We start from the raw sequence: 19,920 nt of genomic DNA on the forward strand, positions 1-19,920 counted from the left end.
GGGTTCTGTGTCAGCTCTAGTCACACTGGAGCGCCAGCTCTGGCCACACTGGAACCAATGATTTCTGAACCACCCGCTTTGCCGTATCTGTCTGTCTTTTGCAGGAGCAACCCATGACCCGTCCAAAGAAAACCACCCCGCCGCCTGTTATCGAGGCCTCGCGGATTCGTGAAGGGCTGCCATTCCCGCTCGGCGCGACCTGGGATGGCCTGGGGGTCAATTTCGCGTTGTTCTCAGCCAACGCCACCAAGGTCGAACTGTGCATTTTCGATGACACCGGCGAGGTCGAAGTCGAACGCATCGAGCTGCCGGAGTACACCGATGAGATCTACCACGGCTATCTGCCCGATGCCCATCCGGGGTTGATCTACGGCTACCGGGTCTACGGTCCCTACGATCCGGAGAACGGTCATCGTTTCAATCCCAATAAACTGCTGATCGATCCCTACGCCAAACAACTGGTCGGCCAATTGAAATGGTCCGAGGCGCTGTTCGGCTACACCATCGGCCACCCCGACGGCGACCTCAGCTTCGATGAGCGCGACAGCGCCCCGTTCGTGCCCAAGTGCAAGGTCATCGACCCTGCCCACACCTGGGGCCATGACCATCGCGTCAGCGTGCCTTGGGACAAGACCATCCTGTACGAGACCCATGTGCGCGGCATCAGCATGCGCCACCCCGCCGTACCGGAAAACCTGCGCGGGACCTTCGCCGGGCTGATGGTCGATGACGTGCTTGAACACATTCGCAAGCTGGGGGTGTCGTCGGTGGAGCTCTTGCCCATCCATGCGTTCGTCAACGACCAGCACCTGTTGCACAAGGGCATGACCAACTACTGGGGCTACAACAGCATCGCGTTCTTTGCCCCCGACCCGCGCTACCTGGCCAGCGGCAAGATCGCCGAGTTCAAGGAAATGGTCGCGCACCTGCACGATGCCAACCTGGAGGTCATTCTCGACGTGGTCTACAACCACACCGCCGAAGGCAACGAGCAGGGCCCGACCCTGTCCATGCGCGGTATCGACAATGCCTCCTACTACCGGCTGATGCCCGACGACAAACGCTACTACATCAACGATTCGGGCACTGGCAACACCCTGGACCTGAGCCATCCGTGCGTGTTGCAGATGGTCACCGACTCCCTGCGCTACTGGGCCACGGAGATGCACGTCGACGGGTTCCGCTTCGACCTTGCCACCATCCTCGGCCGGTATCACGACGGGTTCGATGAGCGCCACAGTTTCCTCGTCGCCTGCCGCCAGGACCCGGTGCTGCGCCAGGTGAAAATGATCGCCGAACCCTGGGACTGTGGCCCCGGTGGCTATCAGGTGGGGCGCTTCCCGCCGGGCTGGGTCGAGTGGAACGACAAGTTCCGCGACACCGTGCGCGCCTTCTGGAAAGGCGATGACGGCCAGCTGGCTGATTTCGCCAGCCGCATGACCGCCTCGGGCGAGATGTTCAACCAGCGCGGGCGCCGTCCCTATGCCTCGGTGAATTTCGTCACCGCCCACGACGGTTTTACCCTGCATGACCTGGTGTCCTACAACGACAAGCACAACGAAGCCAACGATGAAAACAACCAGGACGGCAGCAACAACAACCTGTCCTGGAACCACGGCGTCGAAGGTCCGACGGACGATCCGCAGATCAACGCCCTGCGCCATCGGCAGATGCGCAACTTCTTCGCGACCCTGCTGTTGGCCCAGGGCACGCCAATGATCGTCGCCGGGGACGAGTTCGCCCGCACCCAGCATGGCAACAACAATGCTTATTGCCAGGACAGCGAGATCGGCTGGGTCAACTGGGACCTGAGCGAAGACGGCGCGGCATTGCTCGAGTTCGTCAAACGCCTGATCAAGTTGCGCCTGGCCTACCCGATCCTGCGGCGCGGACGGTTCCTGGTGGGTAATTACAACGAGGACATCGGCGTCAAGGACGTGACCTGGCTGGCACCGGACGGTAGCGAGATGACCATTGAACAGTGGCAGGACAGCCATGGTCGCTGCCTGGGGATGTTGATGGACGGCCGCGCCCAGGAGACCGGCATCCGCCGCAAGGGCGGTGACGCGACGTTGCTGCTGGTGGTCAACGCGCACCATGACATCGTCAATTTCCGCCTGCCGGAAGTACCTGAAGGCAGCTTCTGGACCTGCATGGTAGACACCAACCAGCCCAAGGTGCGGGGCCAGGAGCGTTTCGACTTCGATTCCGAGTACTCCGTCACGGGCCGCTCCTTGCTGTTGTTCGAGTTGCAACGCGAAGAATAGAACAGGCTCGGTGATAAACGGTTACAGAGAATCAGGTGCCGCAAGGACGCGGCCCAGGAGCCGTGTCACCCGCTTGTACAGTTCAGTTCGAATAAGAAATTGCAGTTCAGATACACAAGTGACGCGACGAATCGAGCGTCATGGTCAATACTTCGCAGGCGGTATTCCAGGATTCGGAGCACTGCGGATCGCAGCCAGCCCTTTCGAGGGCACCCGGGCAGTCGGCTCGAGGCGTGGCTGAAAGATTGAATACAACAAGGACGTATCCCATGAAACTTGCCTCTCGCTTGCACGGCCGGCAGCACCCGCAAATCTGGAACAGCTCGCCCCGGCTGGCCGACATTCCCATCATCAGCACCCAGACACTCATCCCCGCCGGCGCCCGTGCCGTCATCCTCTCCCCGCACCCTGGCGATGAGATCGGTGCCTGTGGCGGGTTGCTGCAGTTACTCAGCAACCTGGACTATCCGATGTTGCTGATCTCGGTCACCGACGGTGACCTCAACCACCCTGCTTCGCCGTTGTGGACCGATGAGCGCCTGCGCATCTATCGGCCCCACCCCCAGGAAAGCGTGGATGCCCTGCATCGCCTGGGCATATCGACCCACGGCTTGCAGTGGGTGCGCGGCGGCTTTCCGGAAAAAGCCTTGACCGAACATGAGGCACAGCTGACCGCCTTCATCGGCCATTACTTGCGACCGGGCGACGTGGTGTTCGGCACCTGGCGCAAGGACGGCGACAGTGATCACGAGACCGTCGGCCGCGCAGGAGCACTGGCAGCCGAAAGCGTGGGCGCGACGTTCAACGAACTGCCTGTGTGGGCCTGGCACTGGCCGGTTCGCGAGCAGAACAAGATCCCCTGGCATCGTGCGCGAAAACTGCGCCTGGACGTCTGGACCACCGCCCGCAAACGCCATGCGATGCACGCCTATGCCAGCCAGCTCAACGGTGAACCCGCCAGTGGTATCGCCCCGCTGGTGCCGCGGGTCATCCTGGACCGCATGGGGTTGCCGTATGAGATTGTGTTCATCTGAAGCACCACGAAAGCGTTGGGTCAGGTAGGGCCTCTTCGCGAGCAGGCTCGCTCCCACATTGGCTTCGGATGGTCACACAATACAGTGTCGCTACAAATCTCCTGTGGGAGCGAGCCTGCTCGCGAAATCGGTGATGGATCAACATGAAAACTGGCTGAAACAGTAAATATCCGGAACTGCCAATGCCCCCATCAGTCGCATGAACAGGTACCTCTGATTCAGGAGTGAATGTGACTCGCGATCCCGACTGGCGGGCTGTCGAATCGGTGCCATTGGACTCGCCTGTGGCGGTCCATCGGCTGCAGGTGCTGACGGTCAATACCCATAAGGGCTTCACCGCCCTCAATCGCCGTTTCATCCTGCCGGAACTCCGTGAAGCGGTGCGAAGTACCGGTGCCGACCTGGTTTTCCTGCAGGAAGTACTGGGTGAGCACGACCGCCATGCCTCGCGCTACGACAATTGGCCACAGACGTCCCAGTACGAGTTCCTTGCCGACAGCATGTGGAGCGACTTCGCCTACGGCCGTAACGCGGTGTACCCCGACGGCCATCACGGCAACGCGCTGCTGTCCAAGTACCCGATCCGCCAGTTCCGCAACCTCGACGTTTCAATCACCGGCCCGGAGCGGCGTGGTTTGCTGCATTGCGTGCTGGACGTGCCAGGCCATGCCGAAGTCCATGGGATCTGCGTGCACTTGAGCCTGCTGGAAAGCCATCGTCAATTACAACTCAAACTGCTCTGCCAATTGCTCGAATCCTTGCCCGAGGACGCTCCGGTGATCATCGCCGGCGACTTCAACGACTGGCAGTTGCGCGGCAACATCACCCTCGCCCAGCGTCAGTATCTGCACGAGGCCTTCGAGCACCACCACGGCCGCCCGGCCAGGACCTACCCGGCCCGTTTCCCCCTGCTGCGCCTGGACCGCATCTACCTGCGTAACGCCACCAGCCATGCCCCGAAAATCCTCGGCAGCAAGCCCTGGACGCATCTGAGCGACCACCTGCCATTGTCAGTGGAAGTGCATCTGTGAAGCCGACGACGGGTCGCTAATGACAACGTGCCACCTGTAAGTTCTGACAGTAGCGACGCCTACCTTTCATTGTTACGGTGCCATCCCATACAGCGAGCGTTGCCAGGCCCTGTGTGCCAGCTGTCGTGCAGCCGATGCTGAAACCGGCATTCCCCGAATGCCGATGCAGAGGGATAGCGCATGAGCTCGCACGATCATGGTTTCAAGCGGCTGTTCAACGCCTTATGGGTATCCACACCCTTCCTGTTCCCCGTTCCCAACGTCATGGCGGCCTGTACGCTGACGCCAACCGCCGGTAACGACACCTATGTCTGCGACAGCGGCACCAGCCCCGGGCTGACGGACCTTTCTGGCAACAACAGCCTGACCATGCCCGCCAGTGGCAGTGGCGTCATTCAAGGCGACGTCACGTTTGACGAAGGCGTCGATCACATCGAAATCCATGCCAACGGCGTGATTGACGGTGACGTGAGCCAGGGCTCGGAGGCCGACGATTTTCTCATGACCGGCGGCCGCATCCTGTCCCTGTCCCAGGGCGATGGCCTCGATACGTTCACGATGTCCGGCGGCACCATTGTCGATGCCTTCGAGGACGGCGATATCGCGCACATGAGCGGCGGTACGATCGGGCGGGTCGATATGAAGCTCGACGACAACCTTTTCGACATGTCGGGCGGCCAGATCATCGGTAACCTGGTGACCGGCTTCGGCCAGGACACCATCATCCTTTCGGCGGGACGCATCGGCGGCAACGTCAGTGTCAGTGGCGGCAATGACAGCATTACCGTCAGCGGTGGCGAAATCATCGGCGAGGTCCGTGCCAGTGCCGGCAATGACCAATTGCAGTGGAGCGGTGGCCTGATCCACTCTGCCATTTCGATGGGTGATGGCAATGACACGGCGCTGTTGCGCGGTCTCGATGAAACCGCGCTGGCCGTCACCCCAAGCCTGAACGGCGGATTGGGCCAGGACGTCCTGACCCTTGAAGGCAGCACCTCCGGCACGGGCGCCCGTTACGTCAATTGGGAGAACGTCAACCTCACCCAGAGTTCGCGCCTGGACCTGAATGACACCCTGGTCCTGGGCGACAGCGCCACGGCCACGGGCACCCTCACCCTCGACAGCAGCAGCGTGTTGACCTCGACCCAGGGCAGCCTCACACCGTTCACCGCCGGCCAGTTGGCAACGCTCAACAACGGTGGAACGGTGGACCTTGCCCGGGACAATACCCGCACCAACGACACCCTCACCGTGCAGGGTCACTACGTCGGTACCAACGGCCAGCTACGCCTGCAATCGGTTCTGGGAGCCGATGACTCGCCCAGTGACAAGCTGGTGGTCAATGGAGGAACGCTCACGGGAACCACCGCCATCACTGTGACGAATGTGGGGGGCGCGGGCGCACTGACCACGCAAGACGGTATCGAGCTGGTCCAGGCCCAGGGCGGCGCGGTCAGCGACAGCGGTGCGTTTTCGCTGGCCAATGCAGTGTCGGCCGGCGCCTTCGATTACCGCCTGTTCAAGGGGGGCGTGAACGGCAATGAAAACAACTGGTACCTGCGCTCGACCGTGGTCGCCGGACCGGTGGCGGCACCCAGCCCGGGTTTGCCGTCGTTGCCGGCGGCAGTGCCGGGCGCCGCGCCCATTCCCTTGTATCGCCCCGAAGTGCCCACCTGGTCGGTGTTGCCTCCCGCGGCGGCGCAACTGACCCTGATGGCCCTGGGCACCTTCCATGACCGCCAGGGCGACCAGCGCCTGCTCACCGAAACCGGCGCGTTTGGCGCGGGTTGGGGACGGGTCTATGGCAAGGATCTGGACCAGAGCTGGGCCGGTACGGTTTCGCCTCGGTTCGACGGCTCCATCAAAGGCTTCCAGGTGGGCAACGACCTGTACGGCTCGCAGATGTCGGGCGGCCAGACCCAACGCATCGGTTTCTTCGTCGGCCACACCGAACTGAACGGTAATGTCGACGGCTTCAACCTGGGCCTCCAGGACCGACGCGCCGGCAAGATAGAGCTCGATGGCGACAGCTACGGGCTCTACTGGACACTCACCGATCCCACCGGCGGTTATGTCGACGCGGTCGTGATGGGCACGCGGCTGGATGGCGACAACCGCTCCGAGCGCGGTCTCAAGATCGACAACCGTGGGCACGCCCTGACCCTCTCCGCGGAGGCCGGCTACCCATTCGCCGTGGCCACTGACTGGGTCCTGGAACCCCAGGTCCAGGTGATCCACCAGAAAATCTCCCTGGACAGCCAGGACGACGGTGTCTCCAGGGTCGAATTCGATTCCGACAGCGCCTGGACCGGCCGCCTCGGCGCCCGGCTCAAGGGCCGTTATCAAGTCAGTGGCATGCCTGTCGAGCCGTATCTGCGGGCAAACCTGTGGCACACCTTTTCCGGCACCGACACGGTGACATTCGACAACACCGAACGGGTCGAAACCCAACAGCGCGCCTCCACTGGCGATCTGGGCGTTGGCGTGATCGTAAGCCTGGCCCCCTCCGTCAGCGTCTATGCCAGCGCGGACTACAGCAACAATCTGGACAGCAACCAACAACGCAGCGTGGCGGGCAATCTTGGTGTGCGGGTCAGTTGGTGACCCCAGCGCGACCGCGTCCGACGGTGATTTGACGCCAATCAGGCCCATCGATAACCGAAAAGAATCAGTTATTTATCGGGCCTGATTTCATAACGCCATTCATCGCACAGTTTCTTGACGCGATGACATCGGTCTTCTTGACTACACCGTACTACCCCCGGAAATACAGTCAGGGGCAGGCCTCGGGAACCCGTTACGGCGGGCCGCCCGAGACTTGCCTCAATCCATTCGGTCGCCCCTCATTCGGGGTAGGAGAGACGCCCAAAGCGAGAGACGCATGCGATTGCAAGGCAGACCCCCATGAGAACTTCCCCCCGCCCACAAGAAATCACCACCACCTTCTATACCGTGTCGACTTCGTTGTTGCTGTGCTCATCCATGGAGGTCATGGCCTGGCCCGTCGAGCAATCCTGGTATGGCCGAACACCCTCCGACGACTCGAATGCCACCCTCATCAATCCCGAGCCTGCATCCGACAAGAGCCCCGCCCTGTTCACGCTTCGCAACGACAACGGCCATACCCAGCGCATGGGCCTGATCGGTGGCCAGAGCCAGATCATCGCCAATACCGGCGGCATGCTGGTAAGCCCGGTCATGGCCGAACCGGGCAAAGACGCGTTGAACCTGCAGGGAACGAACCTGGGCGCCTACTGGAGCCTCACCGGCCCCGCTGGCTGGCATGTGGACCTGAGCGCCAGTGGCGGCCGGGTCAACGGTTACAGCCGTACCGAGCAGGGCCAGCGCCAGGCAGCCGAAGGCAATGCCGTCACGCTGTCGGTCGAAGGTGGCTTTCCCATCGGCATCAGTGACAACTGGGTGGTCGAACCCCAGGCGCAATTGATCAACCAGCGCGTGACCCTCGACACCGGTAACACCGAGGACGGCAGCAGCAGTGCACTGAGTACCTGGAGCGGGCGTGTGGGGGCACGGCTCAAAGGTACTTATGAAGTCAACGGCCTGGGCGTGGAGCCCTACGTGCGGACCAACCTGTGGCACACCGTCCAGAGCGCAGACACCCTTTCCCTGGACAAGGTCGACAAGATCAGCAGTAGCCGCAAATCCTCCACCGTCGAGCTGGGCCTGGGCCTGGTGGCTCGGGTCACGCCGGTGGTGAGCCTGTACGTCAGCGCCGATTACAGCAGCGACGTCGACGACAACGACCTCAATGGCGTGATTGCCAGCCTGGGCGTACGGATGCGCTGGTGAAACACCGAACTGTGGCGAGGGGATTTATCCCCTCGCCACAACGAACTGCGCAAGTCTCAAGTGAGCAGCATTGCGCATCCGGGTCGGCAAAAACGCAGTTGCCGGCCCCTGCCACTTAAAAACTCCCCCCATTAAGGCGTATAACCCTGGAAGCGAAGACGACGGCTAGTCGTCGCAGGGTTCATTTCTTTGAGGGAGTAACGACATGACCACAGCCAACCTTCTCGCCAATCTGTTTCCCAGTGCCGCTGATATCCCCCTGGCCTATCGCCTCGAAGAGCGGATCGAGCAGCGTGAATACCTGGTCGATGGCGTCCTGAAGACCTGGCCGGGACCGCTGGCCGTCGTGCGTAGTCCGGTGTATCTGGCCGGTGAACAAGGCGATGAACAGGTGGTGTTGGGCAGCACGCCGCTGCTCGATGCAGAAACCGCCCTTACCGCCCTCGATGCCGCCGTCCGCGCCTATGACCGCGGCCAGGGCCTGTGGCCGACGATGCGGGTGGCCGAACGCATCCGCCACGTGGAAACCTTCCTGGCGCGCATGCGCGAACAACGCGACGCCGTCGTCAAGCTGCTGATGTGGGAGATCGGCAAGAACCTCAAGGACTCCCAGAAGGAGTTCGACCGCACCTGCGACTACATCGTCGACACCATCAATGCCCTCAAGGAACTCGACCGGCGCTCCAGCCGCTTCGAGCTGGAGCAGGACACCCTCGGCCAGATCCGTCGCGTGCCCCTGGGCGTGGCCCTGTGCATGGGGCCTTACAACTACCCGCTGAACGAAACCTTCACCACCCTGATCCCCGCCTTGATCATGGGCAACACCGTGGTATTCAAGCCGGCCAAGCTCGGCGTGCTGCTGGTGCGTCCACTGCTGGAAGCCTTCCGTGACAGTTTCCCGGCAGGAGTGATCAATGTGATCTACGGCAGCGGCCGGGAAACCGTCAGCGCGTTGATGGCCAGCGGCAAGATCGACATCTTCGCCTTCATCGGCACCAACAAAGCCGCCAGCGACCTGAAGAAACTCCACCCGCGCCCACACCGCCTGCGCGCCGCCCTGGGGCTGGATGCAAAAAACCCGGGGCTGGTGCTGCCCGACGTCGACCTCGACAATGCCGTCAGCGAAGCGCTGACCGGCTCGCTGTCATTCAATGGCCAGCGCTGCACCGCGTTGAAAATCCTCTTCGTCCATGAGGACGTGGCACCGGCGTTCATCGAGAAATTCAATGCCAGGCTCGCCGCCCTCAAGCCGGGCATGCCCTGGGAGGACGGTGTGGCGCTGACGCCGCTGCCCGAGGCCGGCAAGATCGATTACCTGCGGTCCCTGGTGGACGACGCGGTGGCCAAGGGTGCATCGGTGACCAATGCACACGGCGGCGAATCCCGCAGCTCATTCTTCTACCCCGCCGTGCTCTATCCGGTAAACACCGCGATGCGGGTCTATCACGAGGAACAGTTCGGCCCGGTGGTCCCCATCGTGCCCTATCGCGACCTCAATACCGTGGTCGACTACGTGCTGGAGTCGGACTTCGGCCAGCAACTGAGTATTTTCGGCACCCATCCGGCTGAAGTCGGCAAGCTGGTGGACACGTTCGCCAACCAGGTCGGGCGCATCAACATCAACGCCCAATGCCAGCGCGGGCCGGACACCTTCCCGTTCAACGGCCGGAAAAACTCGGCCGAGGGCACCTTGTCCGTGCACGATGCGTTGCGTACTTTTTCGATCCGCACCCTGGTGGCGACCAAATTCCAGGAGAGCAACAAGGCGCTGATCAGCGACATCATCCGCGAGCGGGACTCGAACTTCCTGACCACCGACTACATCTTCTGACCCGCATTACAGCAGGGCTGGGCGACGCCTCTTGATGCCCCAGCCCTGCTGCATGCCAGCGGCCGCCAGCAGGATCGCCGCCACACCCAGCCATTGCAGTGGTTCGAGGCGATGGCCGAAGGCGAACCAGTCGACGAAGATCGCCGCGATCGGATAGATGAATGACAGTGCGCCGGTGATTGCGGTCGGCAAGCGCTGGATCGCGCTGTACAACAACACATACATGACCCCGGTGTGGACCATGCCGAGGGTGACGAGGCTGGCCCAGGCCTCGGGCTGTTGCGGCAAGGCCGAGAAGTTCGCCCAGGGTGCCAGCAGCAATACACCGGTGCTGACCTGCACCAGCGCAATCAGGTGCGGCGGGGTGCCGGTCAGGCGCTTGATGATCAGCGCGGCAATCGCGTACAGCAATGCCGCCCCGAGTGCCAGGGCGATGCCCACCAGATACTCCCCGCTGCCCTGCCCTTGTTCACCGTGGGCGCTGACAATTGCCAGCATCCCGAGAAACGACACCATTAGCCAGAACAGCTTTTGCGCGGTGATTTTCTCCCCCAGGAACAGCGCCGCCAACCCCACCAGCATGAACGGCTGGACGTTGTACACCGCCGTGCCGATGGCAATCGAGGCCCGCGAGTAAGAGGCGAACAACAACACCCAGTTGCCAACGATCGCCACGCCGCTGAGCACCGCCAGCAGAAATGTCGTGCGGGTCAGGATGTCCCGGCGTAAAAAACCGAAACCGGCGCAAATCAGCAACAAGGTGACCGCGCCGAACACGCAGCGCCAGAACACCACATCCAGCACCGGCAGGCCGGAAACCAGCACGAACCAGCCTATGGTTCCGGAAATCAGCATGGCGGCGGTCATTTCCAGCGAACCGCGACGTAAGGTCTTGTCCATCATCAGGCTCCTTCAGCAAGTGGGCACAGTATGACAAGCCGGTGAAGGGGTTCTCCATGAGCCGAAAAAGGCTAAACTGCCATTCGACCTTTTTTATCAAGGCAACTTCAGACATTCGCCTAACGGAGTCGAAATGACCGACGATATTGACCAGATTCTCATCAGTGCGCTGATGGAAGATTCCCGGCGCTCGCTCAAGGCCCTGGCGAACCTGAGCGGCCTCTCCTCTCCCAGCGTGGCCGAGCGCCTGCGGCGGCTGGAGGAGCGCGGCGTGCTCAGGGCGTATACCGTTGAGGTAGACCCGAAGTGCTTTGGCTACCAGCTCCAGGCCATTGTCCGCATCCGCCCGTTACCGGGGCAGTTGCAGGAAGTGGAGCGGCAGATCCAGGCCATCGCCGAATTTACCGAATGCGACAAGGTGACCGGCGACGATTGCTTCATCGCCCGACTGCACGTGCGCTCGATGGAACAGCTGGATACCTTGCTGGACAAGCTCAATATTCTTGCCGAAACCAATACCGCCATCGTCAAGAAGACCCCGGTCAAGCGGCGTCTGCCACCGATGATGTGAGTCGAGACAGAAACGGGGACGAAAAAAAGCCCGCCGAAGCGGGCTTTGAATAGCGTGTGCATTCAGTCGTCGCGGCCCATCAGGCCAAACAGCTGCAACAGGCTGACGAACAGGTTGTAGATCGATACATACAGGCTGATGGTCGCCATGATGTAGTTGCGCTCGCCGCCATGAATGATGGCGCTGGTCTGGTACAGGATCATCAGCGCGGAGAACAGTACGACACCGGCGCTGATTACCAATTGCAGGCCGCTGATCTGGAAGAAGATGCTGACCAGCATCGCCCCCACCAGTACGAAGAACCCGGCGGTGAGGAAACCGCCCAGGAAGCTCATGTCCTTGCGGGTGATCAGCACATAGGCCGACAGCCCACCGAACACCAGTGCGGTCATGGCAAAGGCCGAGCTGACCAGTTCGGCGCCGCCCTGCATCTTGAGGTAAAGATTGAGGATCGGCCCGAGTATGAAGCCCATGAAGCCGGTCAGGGCGAACGCCGAAACCAGGCCCCAGCCCGAATCGCGAAGTTTGTTGGTCAGGAAGAAAAGCCCATAGAAGCCGATCAGCACCACGAACACGTTCGGGTAGCCGACATTCATTTGCTGGGCGACGTAGGCCATCACACCGCTGAAAGCCAGCGTGAGTGCCAGCAGGCCATAAGTGTTGCGCAGGACGCGGCTAACCTCTAGCTGCTCGGCCTGCACGCTGTTGTTCACTGCGTAATCCTGTTCGCGCATGGCGACACTCCTCCGGTTTGAAACATTCAGTGGCAAGGATCATAACAGACGCCCTGTAACAAGCTACGCAGAGAGTTTGACAGTGTGTTTCATTCGGGTATTATGGCGCCCGCAACGCAATACGGAGGTGTGGCCGAGTGGTTTAAGGCAACGGTCTTGAAAACCGTCGACTGTAACAGGTCCATGAGTTCGAATCCCATCGCCTCCGCCATATTTGTACGTTAAAGCCCTGATCATTCAGGGCTTTTTCGTGTCTGGCGTTCAGAAAAACAGCTGTCGACTTTAGTGCTGGATACGGCACATCGCCCCCCGCTCTCATTCAAAGGAAAGAACAGTGACCAGCAAAACCATCGGCTCTCTCGTTGCAGCAATCATGGGCATCCTCTTGCTCTGCGTACTCTTTGGCAGTTGGTACACGGTCGACGAAACCGAACGCGGCGTACTGCTGCGCAACGGTGCGTTGGTCGGGGTCGTGGAACCGGGATTGTCGTTCAAGATGCCCTTCATCGAGTCCGTACGCCTGATCAGCGTACAAAGCCAAGTCACTTCCTATGAAGACCTCCAGGCGTACAGCAAGGATCAACAGTCCGCCCAACTGAAGGTATCGGTGTCCTGGCACATTGCGCCAGCGGACGTGGCGAAGGTCTACAGCCAGTTCAAGGATATAGAAGGCATCCGCGACCGGATGATCAGCCGGCAGGTGCCAACCCAGGTAGAGAACGTGTTCGGCAGGTTCAATGCCGTGGCCGCGGTGCAGAACCGCGTCCAGCTGGTCAACGACATTTCGAGCGCCATCAAGTCCACCATCACCGGCCCGGTGATCATCGACAGCGTCCAGGTCGAGAACATCGACTTCAGTGACGCTTACGAAAAAGCGATCGAAGCGCGCATGGCAGCGGAAGTCCAGGTCAAGACCCGCGAGCAACAGCTCGCCACTGAGCAGGTCCAGGCACAGATTCGCGTAACCCAGGCCCAGGCGGAAGCCGACTCGCAGATCGCCCAGGCGAAGGCGGATGCACTGGCCACCGAACTGCGTGGCAAGGCCGAAGCCGAGGCGATCAAGGCGCGGGCCCAAGCCCTGGCCAGCAACCAGAATCTGGTGGAACTGACCAAGGCCGAGCGCTGGAACGGGGTCTTGCCGACCACCGTGCTACCCAATAGCACCCTGCCCTTCATCGACACCAAGTAATCGCGCTGGCGCGGCCTGCCCTGGCCGCGCCTGTTCCCAAACAGGGAAAATCGCCCCATTTCCCGTTAGCGCTACACTGGCCTGAATGACGAACCCGCAGCTCAGCGTCAGCAGGGAGCTCAACGTGTACCCACCACAGCCAATCCGCTCCAGACAGCCTCAGCCCATCGTTTCACACCCTGAAACCCTCGCCCGACTCGTAAACCCAGCGACTCCGTCGATCGACATCCCGGACAGGAGAACAGCGTGACCACGATTATCCAAAAATATAAGTGGCCTGCCTTGTTGGCCGTCGCGCTGGCCGTTTTCTCGGCCTTGATATTCTTTCTGATCAAATCCTATACCTATGACACCACGACCTACTTCGAGTCTCGTGATTTCATCCGGCAACTCAAGCAGTCCGACGCCGACTGGAACGTCAAGATTCTGAGGAAAAAGATCGGCGCCAATAACAACCTGTCGCTGGCCCCACCGGCGGAAGCGGACAATCGCTGGGCTCAACTGGAACGGCTCAACAATGCCGGGCCCTTGGCCGCTCTTTGGAACTCCAGGCGCCAGGGTTATGTGGATGCGATCAAGAACAAGACCCTGCTGGTAGAAGAGTTCGAACGGCACAATGCGAACTTGCGTACGGCCCTGGATGCGTTGCCCACGGCCGAAAATGACATTCAGGCGCGGCTCAAGGAGTTGATGATTGGCAGTGCGACGGAGCGTCTGACAACAGCCTCCAATGTCCTTGAGCTGACACTGACGACACTGGAGTACGCCACCTATGTCACATCAGACAAGGCCAAGGAAGTAGAGAGTCAACTAACCGAGCTGGAAGATTTCATCAATGGGTTACCCGCCCCTTACCAGCCGCCCTTTGTCATGCTGAAGCAGCATGTCCGGTCGATTATCGAGGAACAGCCGATCGTCAATGATCTGCTTGACCGCATCAATGTGATGCCGGTGGCCCGGGAGCTGGACAACATCAATGAGCTGTTGAATGAGACACAGCGCCGGACGGCTGCAACCGACCGTCAATATCATATCTATTTGGCCGTATGCGCCACCCTCATGGCGCTGTTGATGATCTACCTGGCCGTGCGGCTGGTGCGCAGCTACGCCGTCATCAACCTGATCAACCACGCGCTGCAGTTGTCCAATGAACGGCTGGAGGAGCGGGTGGAGGAACGTACTCGCGAGTTGCGAGAGGCCGAGCGCGAACTGGTGGACGCGGCACGGATGGCGGGCATGGCCGAGATTGCCACGAACGTACTGCACAACGTTGGAAACGTGCTTAACAGCGTGAACATTTCCGCCGAGCTCGTCACCCGCAAATTGAAGAACAGCAAGACACTGGGGCTCGGAAAAGCGGTAAAGATGATGAATGAACACGCCGAAGACCTTGGCCAGTTCATGACCCTCGATGAAAAGGGTAGATTGCTTCCCCGTTACTTCAATGAGTTGGTCGATTCCATCGCTGCCGAGCAGGCACTGTTGATCGATGAACTGGCGCAATTGACCAAGAGCGTCGACCACATCAAGGAAATTGTCACCACCCAGCAATCCTATGCCGGGGCGGCCAGGCTGGTCGAGCCGCTCAATGTCAGTGACTTGTTCGAAGATGCGTTGCGCATGAACTCGGGCGCACTGAACCGGCATCACGTCACTGTCATCAAGGACTATCAGGACGCCCCCACGATCATGGGCGACAAACACCGGCTCCTGCTGGTCCTGATCAACCTGATCAGTAATGCAAAATTCGCGATGTCCCATGTTTCCGAACCACGGGAGATGATCCTGGGCATACGGATCGTCGACCGGACAACGTTATGCCTCAGCGTCAAGGACCGAGGTGAAGGCATCGCCCCCGATAATCTGGCTCGCATCTTCAACCACGGGTTCACGACTCGCAAGGACGGCCATGGGTTCGGTTTGCACAGCTGCGCCTTGGCAGCGGTCGAGATGAATGGTCGCCTCCATGTCCATAGCGATGGACTAGGTCAGGGCGCCCTCTTCACGCTGGAGATTCCGCTGGAACTGGCACAGTCTTGAAGAAGCTTGGTGTAGGGCAAGCACTGGTGGTGAATGTGCCGACGCCATCGCGAGCAGGCTCGCTCCCACAAGGGGTCTGCGCGGTCACATAATCCTTGGCTTCCAGCAATAACCTGTGGGAGCGAGCCTGCTCGCGATGGCGGTGGGTCAGACATTGATATGACGCCTGAGACGCCGCGTTCGCGGGCAAGCCCGCTCCCACTGGACGGTTAGCGTCCGCCCCGGTTACTTGGCGTTCGTCGCCCGCGCCTCGCGGTTTCTCCTGGCTGGCAACGCCGCCGCGTAAGCCAGTGCTTCTTCACGCGAAGCGAAAGAACCCAGCCGGTCAGCCTGGGTACAGACCCTCCATGGGCCGCTGTTTACGCTGAGGACGTCATAACCGTTGATGTGCATTTTCGTCAGCATTGCGGTACTCATCGTCAACCTCCTTCGGTATGGACCAAGGGCTACAGCGTCTACCTTACACTCAGTTTCGCCAGGGTGCCGACCGAACGTCGCAACCATTCATCAGTGAGAATCCGAATCCCAAAGCCAGTCCCACAGGCCGGGCAGGCGCACCGGCTGGCCGCTTTCCTTGACCGTACGCGCCATGGCGGCCCGCTCCAGCGCCTGGCGATCGTCATAGAACGGCTTGACGTCGGTCCTCACTCCCGTAGCCCTGGCACTGTCGACCAGGATCTGCAGGTACTCCCGGGCGTGTCGGGCGGTATAGCGATTGAGGTCGTGGAATGTGACCACCACGGGAATCACGCCATCCACCGCAGGCAATTGCCCGGCAGCGATGCGCTCGCGTACTTCGGAGAGCTGGCGGGTCAGGTTGATCCGTCGGCGCGGACTGACGGTGATCCCCCAGATCTTGCCGTCGTTGGCGCTCAGGTCGGTGAGCAACACATGCATGCCATGCCGCTGGTAGGCGGTGAAAGTGCGCCGGTCATAACTCCAGAACGGTGGCCTTACCAGGGTGGGCGCCGCACCGGTAATGGCAGCTATGTCGGTCCCACCGTCGATGAGCGATTGTTCCAGATCCTTGGGACTCAGGAAGCGATGATTGGTGTGCCAATGGGTGGCCGTATGAAAACCCAACAGATGACCTTCGCTATGCTCACGGTGCATCACCAATCGACCGATATCGCTGTCGCCAGCGCGCCAGGCACGGGTCTGGACAAAGAACACGGCCTTGATCCCGGGTTGCACCGGGTTCTGTGCAAGGGCATCTAACACATCAATGCTCGGATTCCAGAAGGACGATGCGCTAGGCCCATCATCGAACGTCAGCAGGAAACGGATCGGAGGCTGTTCACGCAAGCGCTGCTCGGTTTGCGCAGTCAATTCGATGGGTGATCCGATGCACCCCGACAAACCGCTGGCGAGCACTGCAATGACCAGCGCCCTGGCGATGTTTTTCATGTTCTGCCTTTATGTAATACCGCACTGCTACGCCTCCGCTCCCTGGCGCATGATGTTTGAAGCCCACCTTGGAGAAGGTTAACCGGGTTTGGTTCCTGGCGGTGAGCAATGCTTCGTTTCGCTTGTTGTAGACCGGATCTGGCGCCTGACGTGTCTATTTCGACCGTCTGGAAATCCGATTGAATTTTCCGAACGCCTCCGCATCCATCCGTATAGGACTAATTAGGGAGGATTTATGGGCGGGCCATCGCTTTACATCATCGACTACATGCTCCATGGCGAGCCCAAGTCATTCATCATTCGAGCCGAAGTGATGAATAACTCCGAAGCTTGGCATTGGGCCAGTTGCGACGCGGGTGTCGGGCGCATACCCAAATTCGGGAGGGAGAAAGTCAAGCGGGTTACCAAACCCCTTGCGGAAAAATACGGCATCACCGACGTGCGCTGGCGAGCGAGCGTCGCACCCACCTGGATCAAGGAGTCCGGCTGATTTCATGACCTTTACTCATTCGGCGCGCCGGCTTCCCGCCGGGCGCCGGATTCCCCGGCAAACCGGTAATAACTCAACTACGCTTAAAGCACAGTACGACCCGACTGCGGCGGATTTCGTGCTGCCTATCAACCCTGAATGGAGGTGTGACATGTCCGAAAAAGAGTCCATCACCACCCTGCTCACCCTGCTGGAATCGCGCCAGACTCGCCTGACGGCGGCCTGCAAGGAAATTGCCGACTGGGTCGACCACAATGGCGGCCACCCGACTGCCATGCGTATCCGGGATCGCCTGAGCGATATAGATAAAGACGTTCCGTCGATCCAGCACGCACTGTCATCTCTCAAGCCCATTGAACGGCCCTTGCCCAAATTCCGCTAACGCTTTGCGTCAGCCACGCGACTCCTGAGTTCTACCGGCTGAAAAGCCGATGGAACGCGCAAACCTTTTGCGCCTCGATATTGATAGGTGCAGAAAATCGCGAAAAGGAGAGCCACCATGAATGCCAGAATCCTGTTGCTCATCGCCTGTGCAAGCCCGGCCACCGTCATGGCCCAGGGTTGCGATGTCATCACCCGGGCCCAGAGCCAGTCGGTGCCAGCCGTCGAAACCCATGCCTGCTATGAATACAAAGGCATGCCCGACGGGGCTATCGGCTGGTCGTGCAGCAACGAAAACCAGACGGCGCTCAGCACCCAGAAGACGCCGGTCGACAGCTGCGCCGACGGATATGTCGCAACGTGCCAAGCCAGACTCACCCAGGAAACCCTGGCGAACCCTCGTTCAACCAGCAAAGACAGCAACGGTGGATCGGTCAACATTCCCGATCACGCGCAGATCACCTGGTACTACTACGGCGTCGAGCAGCTGCAGCAAGCGCAAAAAGACTGTGAGAGCACCGGCGGCCGGTGGAAGAATCATTAGCCCTTGCTGTGTTCCGGCGACGACGGGCCTTCCTTGATTCCCCGAGGCCCGGCCACGCCCCAGATGATCAGACCCAACACAGGCAGAATGATCAGCAGCAAGGCCCAGCCGGCCTTGGTCCCGGCCGATTTGTCACTGCGAAACACACTGACGATCGCCCACAGATCAACAAGCAACAGCAGTACCGCGACAGCGATCCAGAAATAACTGGCTAATTCAGACATGGCCCGATCCTCTTGACGGTTAGTGGCCTGTACGAATCAGCCACACAGGTCACTGTTGATTAGGCACAGGCCCTTCGGGTCCGTTCAAAGAATCTGTGGCGACAGGTCTATGAACGTTCGTTCATATAGCCTACCCATCGCTCATAGGCTTCATGCTGGCGCCGTACGGCCTCTTCCCAAGCCATTCCGGACATCTGATGGGCACAAATGAGCGTCATCATCTCCGATGTCGCCGAATCGAGCTCCACCAGGAGCTCATGGGATTTGACTTTGAAATCTTCAACAGTCGTCATCTTTCCTCTCTCCCCGCTGCCCAGGGGTCGGCCATCCACCCAACATGGATACCTTTTTTTGGATCTGATTCATTTTTGGCGATGGCCGGTCATGAATGCAGCCAGCGCCAGAAAGCCCGACAGACGAGAAACCAGGCACAGAATGAAGTCAGTCTTTCCCGCATCGCTGCGGTCGTAAGGGTATGAGCCGAGGACCGTTGCCTGGGACTGTCGATGACGCAAGGCTCGAATATTTCAGTTATATTTCATTTTAATGACAGTCACTGAACGAGCATGCCCATGAAAATTCGAGCGACCGTCATCTGCGAGGAAAATCGCCACATCTTGCTGGTACGCAAACCCAACAGCCGTTGGGCCTTGCCGGGCGGCGCGGTCGAACGTGGCGAAAGCCATGCCGATGCAGCCCTCAGGGAACTTGCAGAAGAAACCGGACTGGGCGCCGAAAACCTGCTCTACCTGATGCGCATCAGCGATGGCGACACCCTGCATCACGTATTCGAGGCTTCAGTCAGCGACATTGGGGCGGCCAGGCCACTGAACGAAATCAGTGATTGTCTCTGGTATCCGCTGGACACCATTGCGCAATTGCAGATGAAGAAAGGTATGCGGGAGATACTTGAGGCGTTCAGGCGGCGGTTATGAGGGCCTTCGACGCCGCCCGGTAAACTGAGCGCAAACAAAAAGGGTTGCCTGAGATATCTCATGCAACCCTTTGTTTTATATGGTGCCCGAAGCCGGAATCGAACCGGCACGCCCTTACGAGCGGGGGATTTTAAGTCCCATGCGTCTACCAGTTTCGCCATTCGGGCGGTAGCGCGGTCAGCCTCGTGGAAGCGACGGATCAGAGGATCCGACAGGATCGAGGCTGGTGCAGCAGAGGGACGAAATATATACATCCCTCCCCAACGAAGCAAGGTTGCCCATGTCCTTTTCAAGACAAAAGCTTCATTGCCCCATAAAGAAAAAAGCTCTGTAAATCATAGATCTACAGAGCTTTTTTATAGTGGAGGCCGAAGTCGGAATCGAACCGGCGTAGGTGGATTTGCAATCCACTGCATAACCATTTTGCTATTCGGCCTCAAACGCCTGATGCAATCACACCACATCAACCGTGTACTTACCTGGTTGGAAAAAAACCGCTTACTCAGCGCTATCTCCTTGAAAACATTGAGAT

Annotated in this window: 19 protein-coding genes and 3 tRNA genes; 14 read left to right on the forward strand and 8 right to left on the reverse strand. The window is 59.9% G+C overall.

Translation table 11 applies throughout. The features are described 5' to 3' along the window. Positions 1–113 precede the first annotated feature (113 nt). From glgX to LOY35_RS15815, 6 genes are all read left to right on the forward strand, one after another. Positions 114–2,267 (forward strand): glycogen debranching protein GlgX, encoded by a 2,154-nt coding sequence (glgX, locus tag LOY35_RS15790; protein ID WP_258624635.1) that lies wholly within the window; start codon positions 114–116, stop codon positions 2,265–2,267. Between the two features lie 269 nt (positions 2,268–2,536). Then, complete coding sequence (locus LOY35_RS15795; protein ID WP_258624636.1) at positions 2,537–3,301, forward strand: PIG-L deacetylase family protein; 765 nt, start codon at positions 2,537–2,539, stop codon at positions 3,299–3,301. Between the two features lie 230 nt (positions 3,302–3,531). Next, on the forward strand, positions 3,532–4,332 hold the full coding sequence (locus LOY35_RS15800) for an endonuclease/exonuclease/phosphatase family protein (RefSeq protein WP_041022052.1): 801 nt from the start codon (positions 3,532–3,534) through the stop codon (positions 4,330–4,332). 180 nt (positions 4,333–4,512) lie between these two features. Continuing rightward, positions 4,513–6,936 carry an autotransporter outer membrane beta-barrel domain-containing protein gene (locus LOY35_RS15805; protein WP_258624638.1) on the forward strand — a complete coding sequence of 808 codons (2,424 nt, stop codon included), beginning with the start codon at positions 4,513–4,515 and terminating at the stop codon, positions 6,934–6,936. A gap of 300 nt (positions 6,937–7,236) precedes the next feature. Continuing rightward, on the forward strand, positions 7,237–8,142 hold the full coding sequence (locus LOY35_RS15810) for an autotransporter outer membrane beta-barrel domain-containing protein (protein ID WP_258624640.1): 906 nt from the start codon (positions 7,237–7,239) through the stop codon (positions 8,140–8,142). 205 nt (positions 8,143–8,347) lie between these two features. Continuing rightward, on the forward strand, positions 8,348–9,973 hold the full coding sequence (locus tag LOY35_RS15815) for an NADP-dependent glyceraldehyde-3-phosphate dehydrogenase (protein ID WP_258624642.1): 1,626 nt from the start codon (positions 8,348–8,350) through the stop codon (positions 9,971–9,973). A 6-nt stretch (positions 9,974–9,979) separates the two neighbouring features. On the opposite strand, the gene LOY35_RS15820 is transcribed toward LOY35_RS15815, so the two are convergent. Beyond that, positions 9,980–10,873, reverse strand: coding sequence for a DMT family transporter (locus LOY35_RS15820; protein ID WP_258624644.1), 894 nt, complete (start codon positions 10,871–10,873; stop codon positions 9,980–9,982). Between the two features lie 133 nt (positions 10,874–11,006). Between LOY35_RS15820 and LOY35_RS15825 the strand changes: the two genes are divergently transcribed. Next, positions 11,007–11,444, forward strand: coding sequence for an Lrp/AsnC family transcriptional regulator (locus LOY35_RS15825; protein ID WP_258624645.1), 438 nt, complete (start codon positions 11,007–11,009; stop codon positions 11,442–11,444). A gap of 62 nt (positions 11,445–11,506) precedes the next feature. Here LOY35_RS15825 and LOY35_RS15830 read toward each other — a convergent pair whose 3' ends face one another. Then, on the reverse strand, positions 11,507–12,178 hold the full coding sequence (locus LOY35_RS15830; protein WP_258624647.1) for a Bax inhibitor-1/YccA family protein: 672 nt from the start codon (positions 12,176–12,178) through the stop codon (positions 11,507–11,509). 123 nt (positions 12,179–12,301) lie between these two features. Between LOY35_RS15830 and LOY35_RS15835 the strand changes: the two genes are divergently transcribed. From LOY35_RS15835 to LOY35_RS15845, 3 genes are all read left to right on the forward strand, one after another. Further along, a tRNA-Ser gene (locus LOY35_RS15835) sits at positions 12,302–12,389 on the forward strand. 123 nt (positions 12,390–12,512) lie between these two features. Continuing rightward, entirely contained in the window at positions 12,513–13,367 is an 855-nt protein-coding gene (locus LOY35_RS15840) for an SPFH domain-containing protein (RefSeq protein WP_258624648.1), read from the forward strand. A 246-nt stretch (positions 13,368–13,613) separates the two neighbouring features. Beyond that, positions 13,614–15,407 carry a sensor histidine kinase gene (locus tag LOY35_RS15845; protein ID WP_258624650.1) on the forward strand — a complete coding sequence of 598 codons (1,794 nt, stop codon included), beginning with the start codon at positions 13,614–13,616 and terminating at the stop codon, positions 15,405–15,407. Between the two features lie 225 nt (positions 15,408–15,632). On the opposite strand, the gene LOY35_RS15850 is transcribed toward LOY35_RS15845, so the two are convergent. Both LOY35_RS15850 and LOY35_RS15855 read right to left on the reverse strand, forming a co-directional pair. Further along, positions 15,633–15,824: a DUF2188 domain-containing protein gene (locus LOY35_RS15850; RefSeq protein WP_258624651.1), complete on the reverse strand. Its 192-nt coding sequence runs from the start codon at positions 15,822–15,824 to the stop codon at positions 15,633–15,635. A 90-nt stretch (positions 15,825–15,914) separates the two neighbouring features. Beyond that, entirely contained in the window at positions 15,915–16,814 is a 900-nt protein-coding gene (locus LOY35_RS15855) for a polysaccharide deacetylase family protein (RefSeq protein WP_258624652.1), read from the reverse strand. Between the two features lie 235 nt (positions 16,815–17,049). On the opposite strand from LOY35_RS15855, the gene LOY35_RS15860 reads away from it, so the two are divergent. From LOY35_RS15860 to LOY35_RS15870, 3 genes are all read left to right on the forward strand, one after another. Beyond that, positions 17,050–17,304, forward strand: a complete 255-nt coding sequence (locus tag LOY35_RS15860; protein ID WP_258624653.1) for a DUF6555 family protein — start codon at positions 17,050–17,052, stop codon at positions 17,302–17,304. Positions 17,305–17,455: 151 nt separating this feature from the next. Next, positions 17,456–17,686, forward strand: a complete 231-nt coding sequence (locus LOY35_RS15865; protein WP_258624655.1) for a hypothetical protein — start codon at positions 17,456–17,458, stop codon at positions 17,684–17,686. Between the two features lie 117 nt (positions 17,687–17,803). Beyond that, on the forward strand, positions 17,804–18,229 hold the full coding sequence (locus tag LOY35_RS15870; RefSeq protein WP_258624657.1) for a hypothetical protein: 426 nt from the start codon (positions 17,804–17,806) through the stop codon (positions 18,227–18,229). Here LOY35_RS15870 and LOY35_RS15875 read toward each other — a convergent pair. Together LOY35_RS15875 and LOY35_RS15880 are read right to left on the reverse strand one after the other, a co-directional pair. Then, complete coding sequence (locus tag LOY35_RS15875; protein WP_047698619.1) at positions 18,226–18,453, reverse strand: PLD nuclease N-terminal domain-containing protein; 228 nt, start codon at positions 18,451–18,453, stop codon at positions 18,226–18,228. The genes LOY35_RS15870 and LOY35_RS15875 overlap by 4 nt on opposite strands. Positions 18,454–18,560: 107 nt before the next feature. Continuing rightward, positions 18,561–18,746 (reverse strand): hypothetical protein, encoded by a 186-nt coding sequence (locus tag LOY35_RS15880; protein WP_258624660.1) that lies wholly within the window; start codon positions 18,744–18,746, stop codon positions 18,561–18,563. Positions 18,747–19,025: 279 nt separating this feature from the next. Between LOY35_RS15880 and LOY35_RS15885 the strand changes: the two genes are divergently transcribed. Next, the gene (locus LOY35_RS15885) at positions 19,026–19,388 is read left to right on the forward strand and encodes an NUDIX hydrolase (protein ID WP_258624661.1); all 363 of its coding nucleotides are present in this window, start codon (positions 19,026–19,028) and stop codon (positions 19,386–19,388) included. Between the two features lie 80 nt (positions 19,389–19,468). Here LOY35_RS15885 and LOY35_RS15890 read toward each other — a convergent pair. Further along, a tRNA-Leu gene (locus tag LOY35_RS15890) sits at positions 19,469–19,555 on the reverse strand. A 195-nt stretch (positions 19,556–19,750) separates the two neighbouring features. Further along, positions 19,751–19,824, reverse strand: a tRNA-Cys gene (locus tag LOY35_RS15895). Between the last annotated feature and the right edge of the window lie 96 nt (positions 19,825–19,920).

It is taken from the genome of Pseudomonas sp. B21-028 (genome assembly GCF_024749045.1).
Taxonomy (GTDB): Bacteria; Pseudomonadota; Gammaproteobacteria; order Pseudomonadales; family Pseudomonadaceae; genus Aquipseudomonas.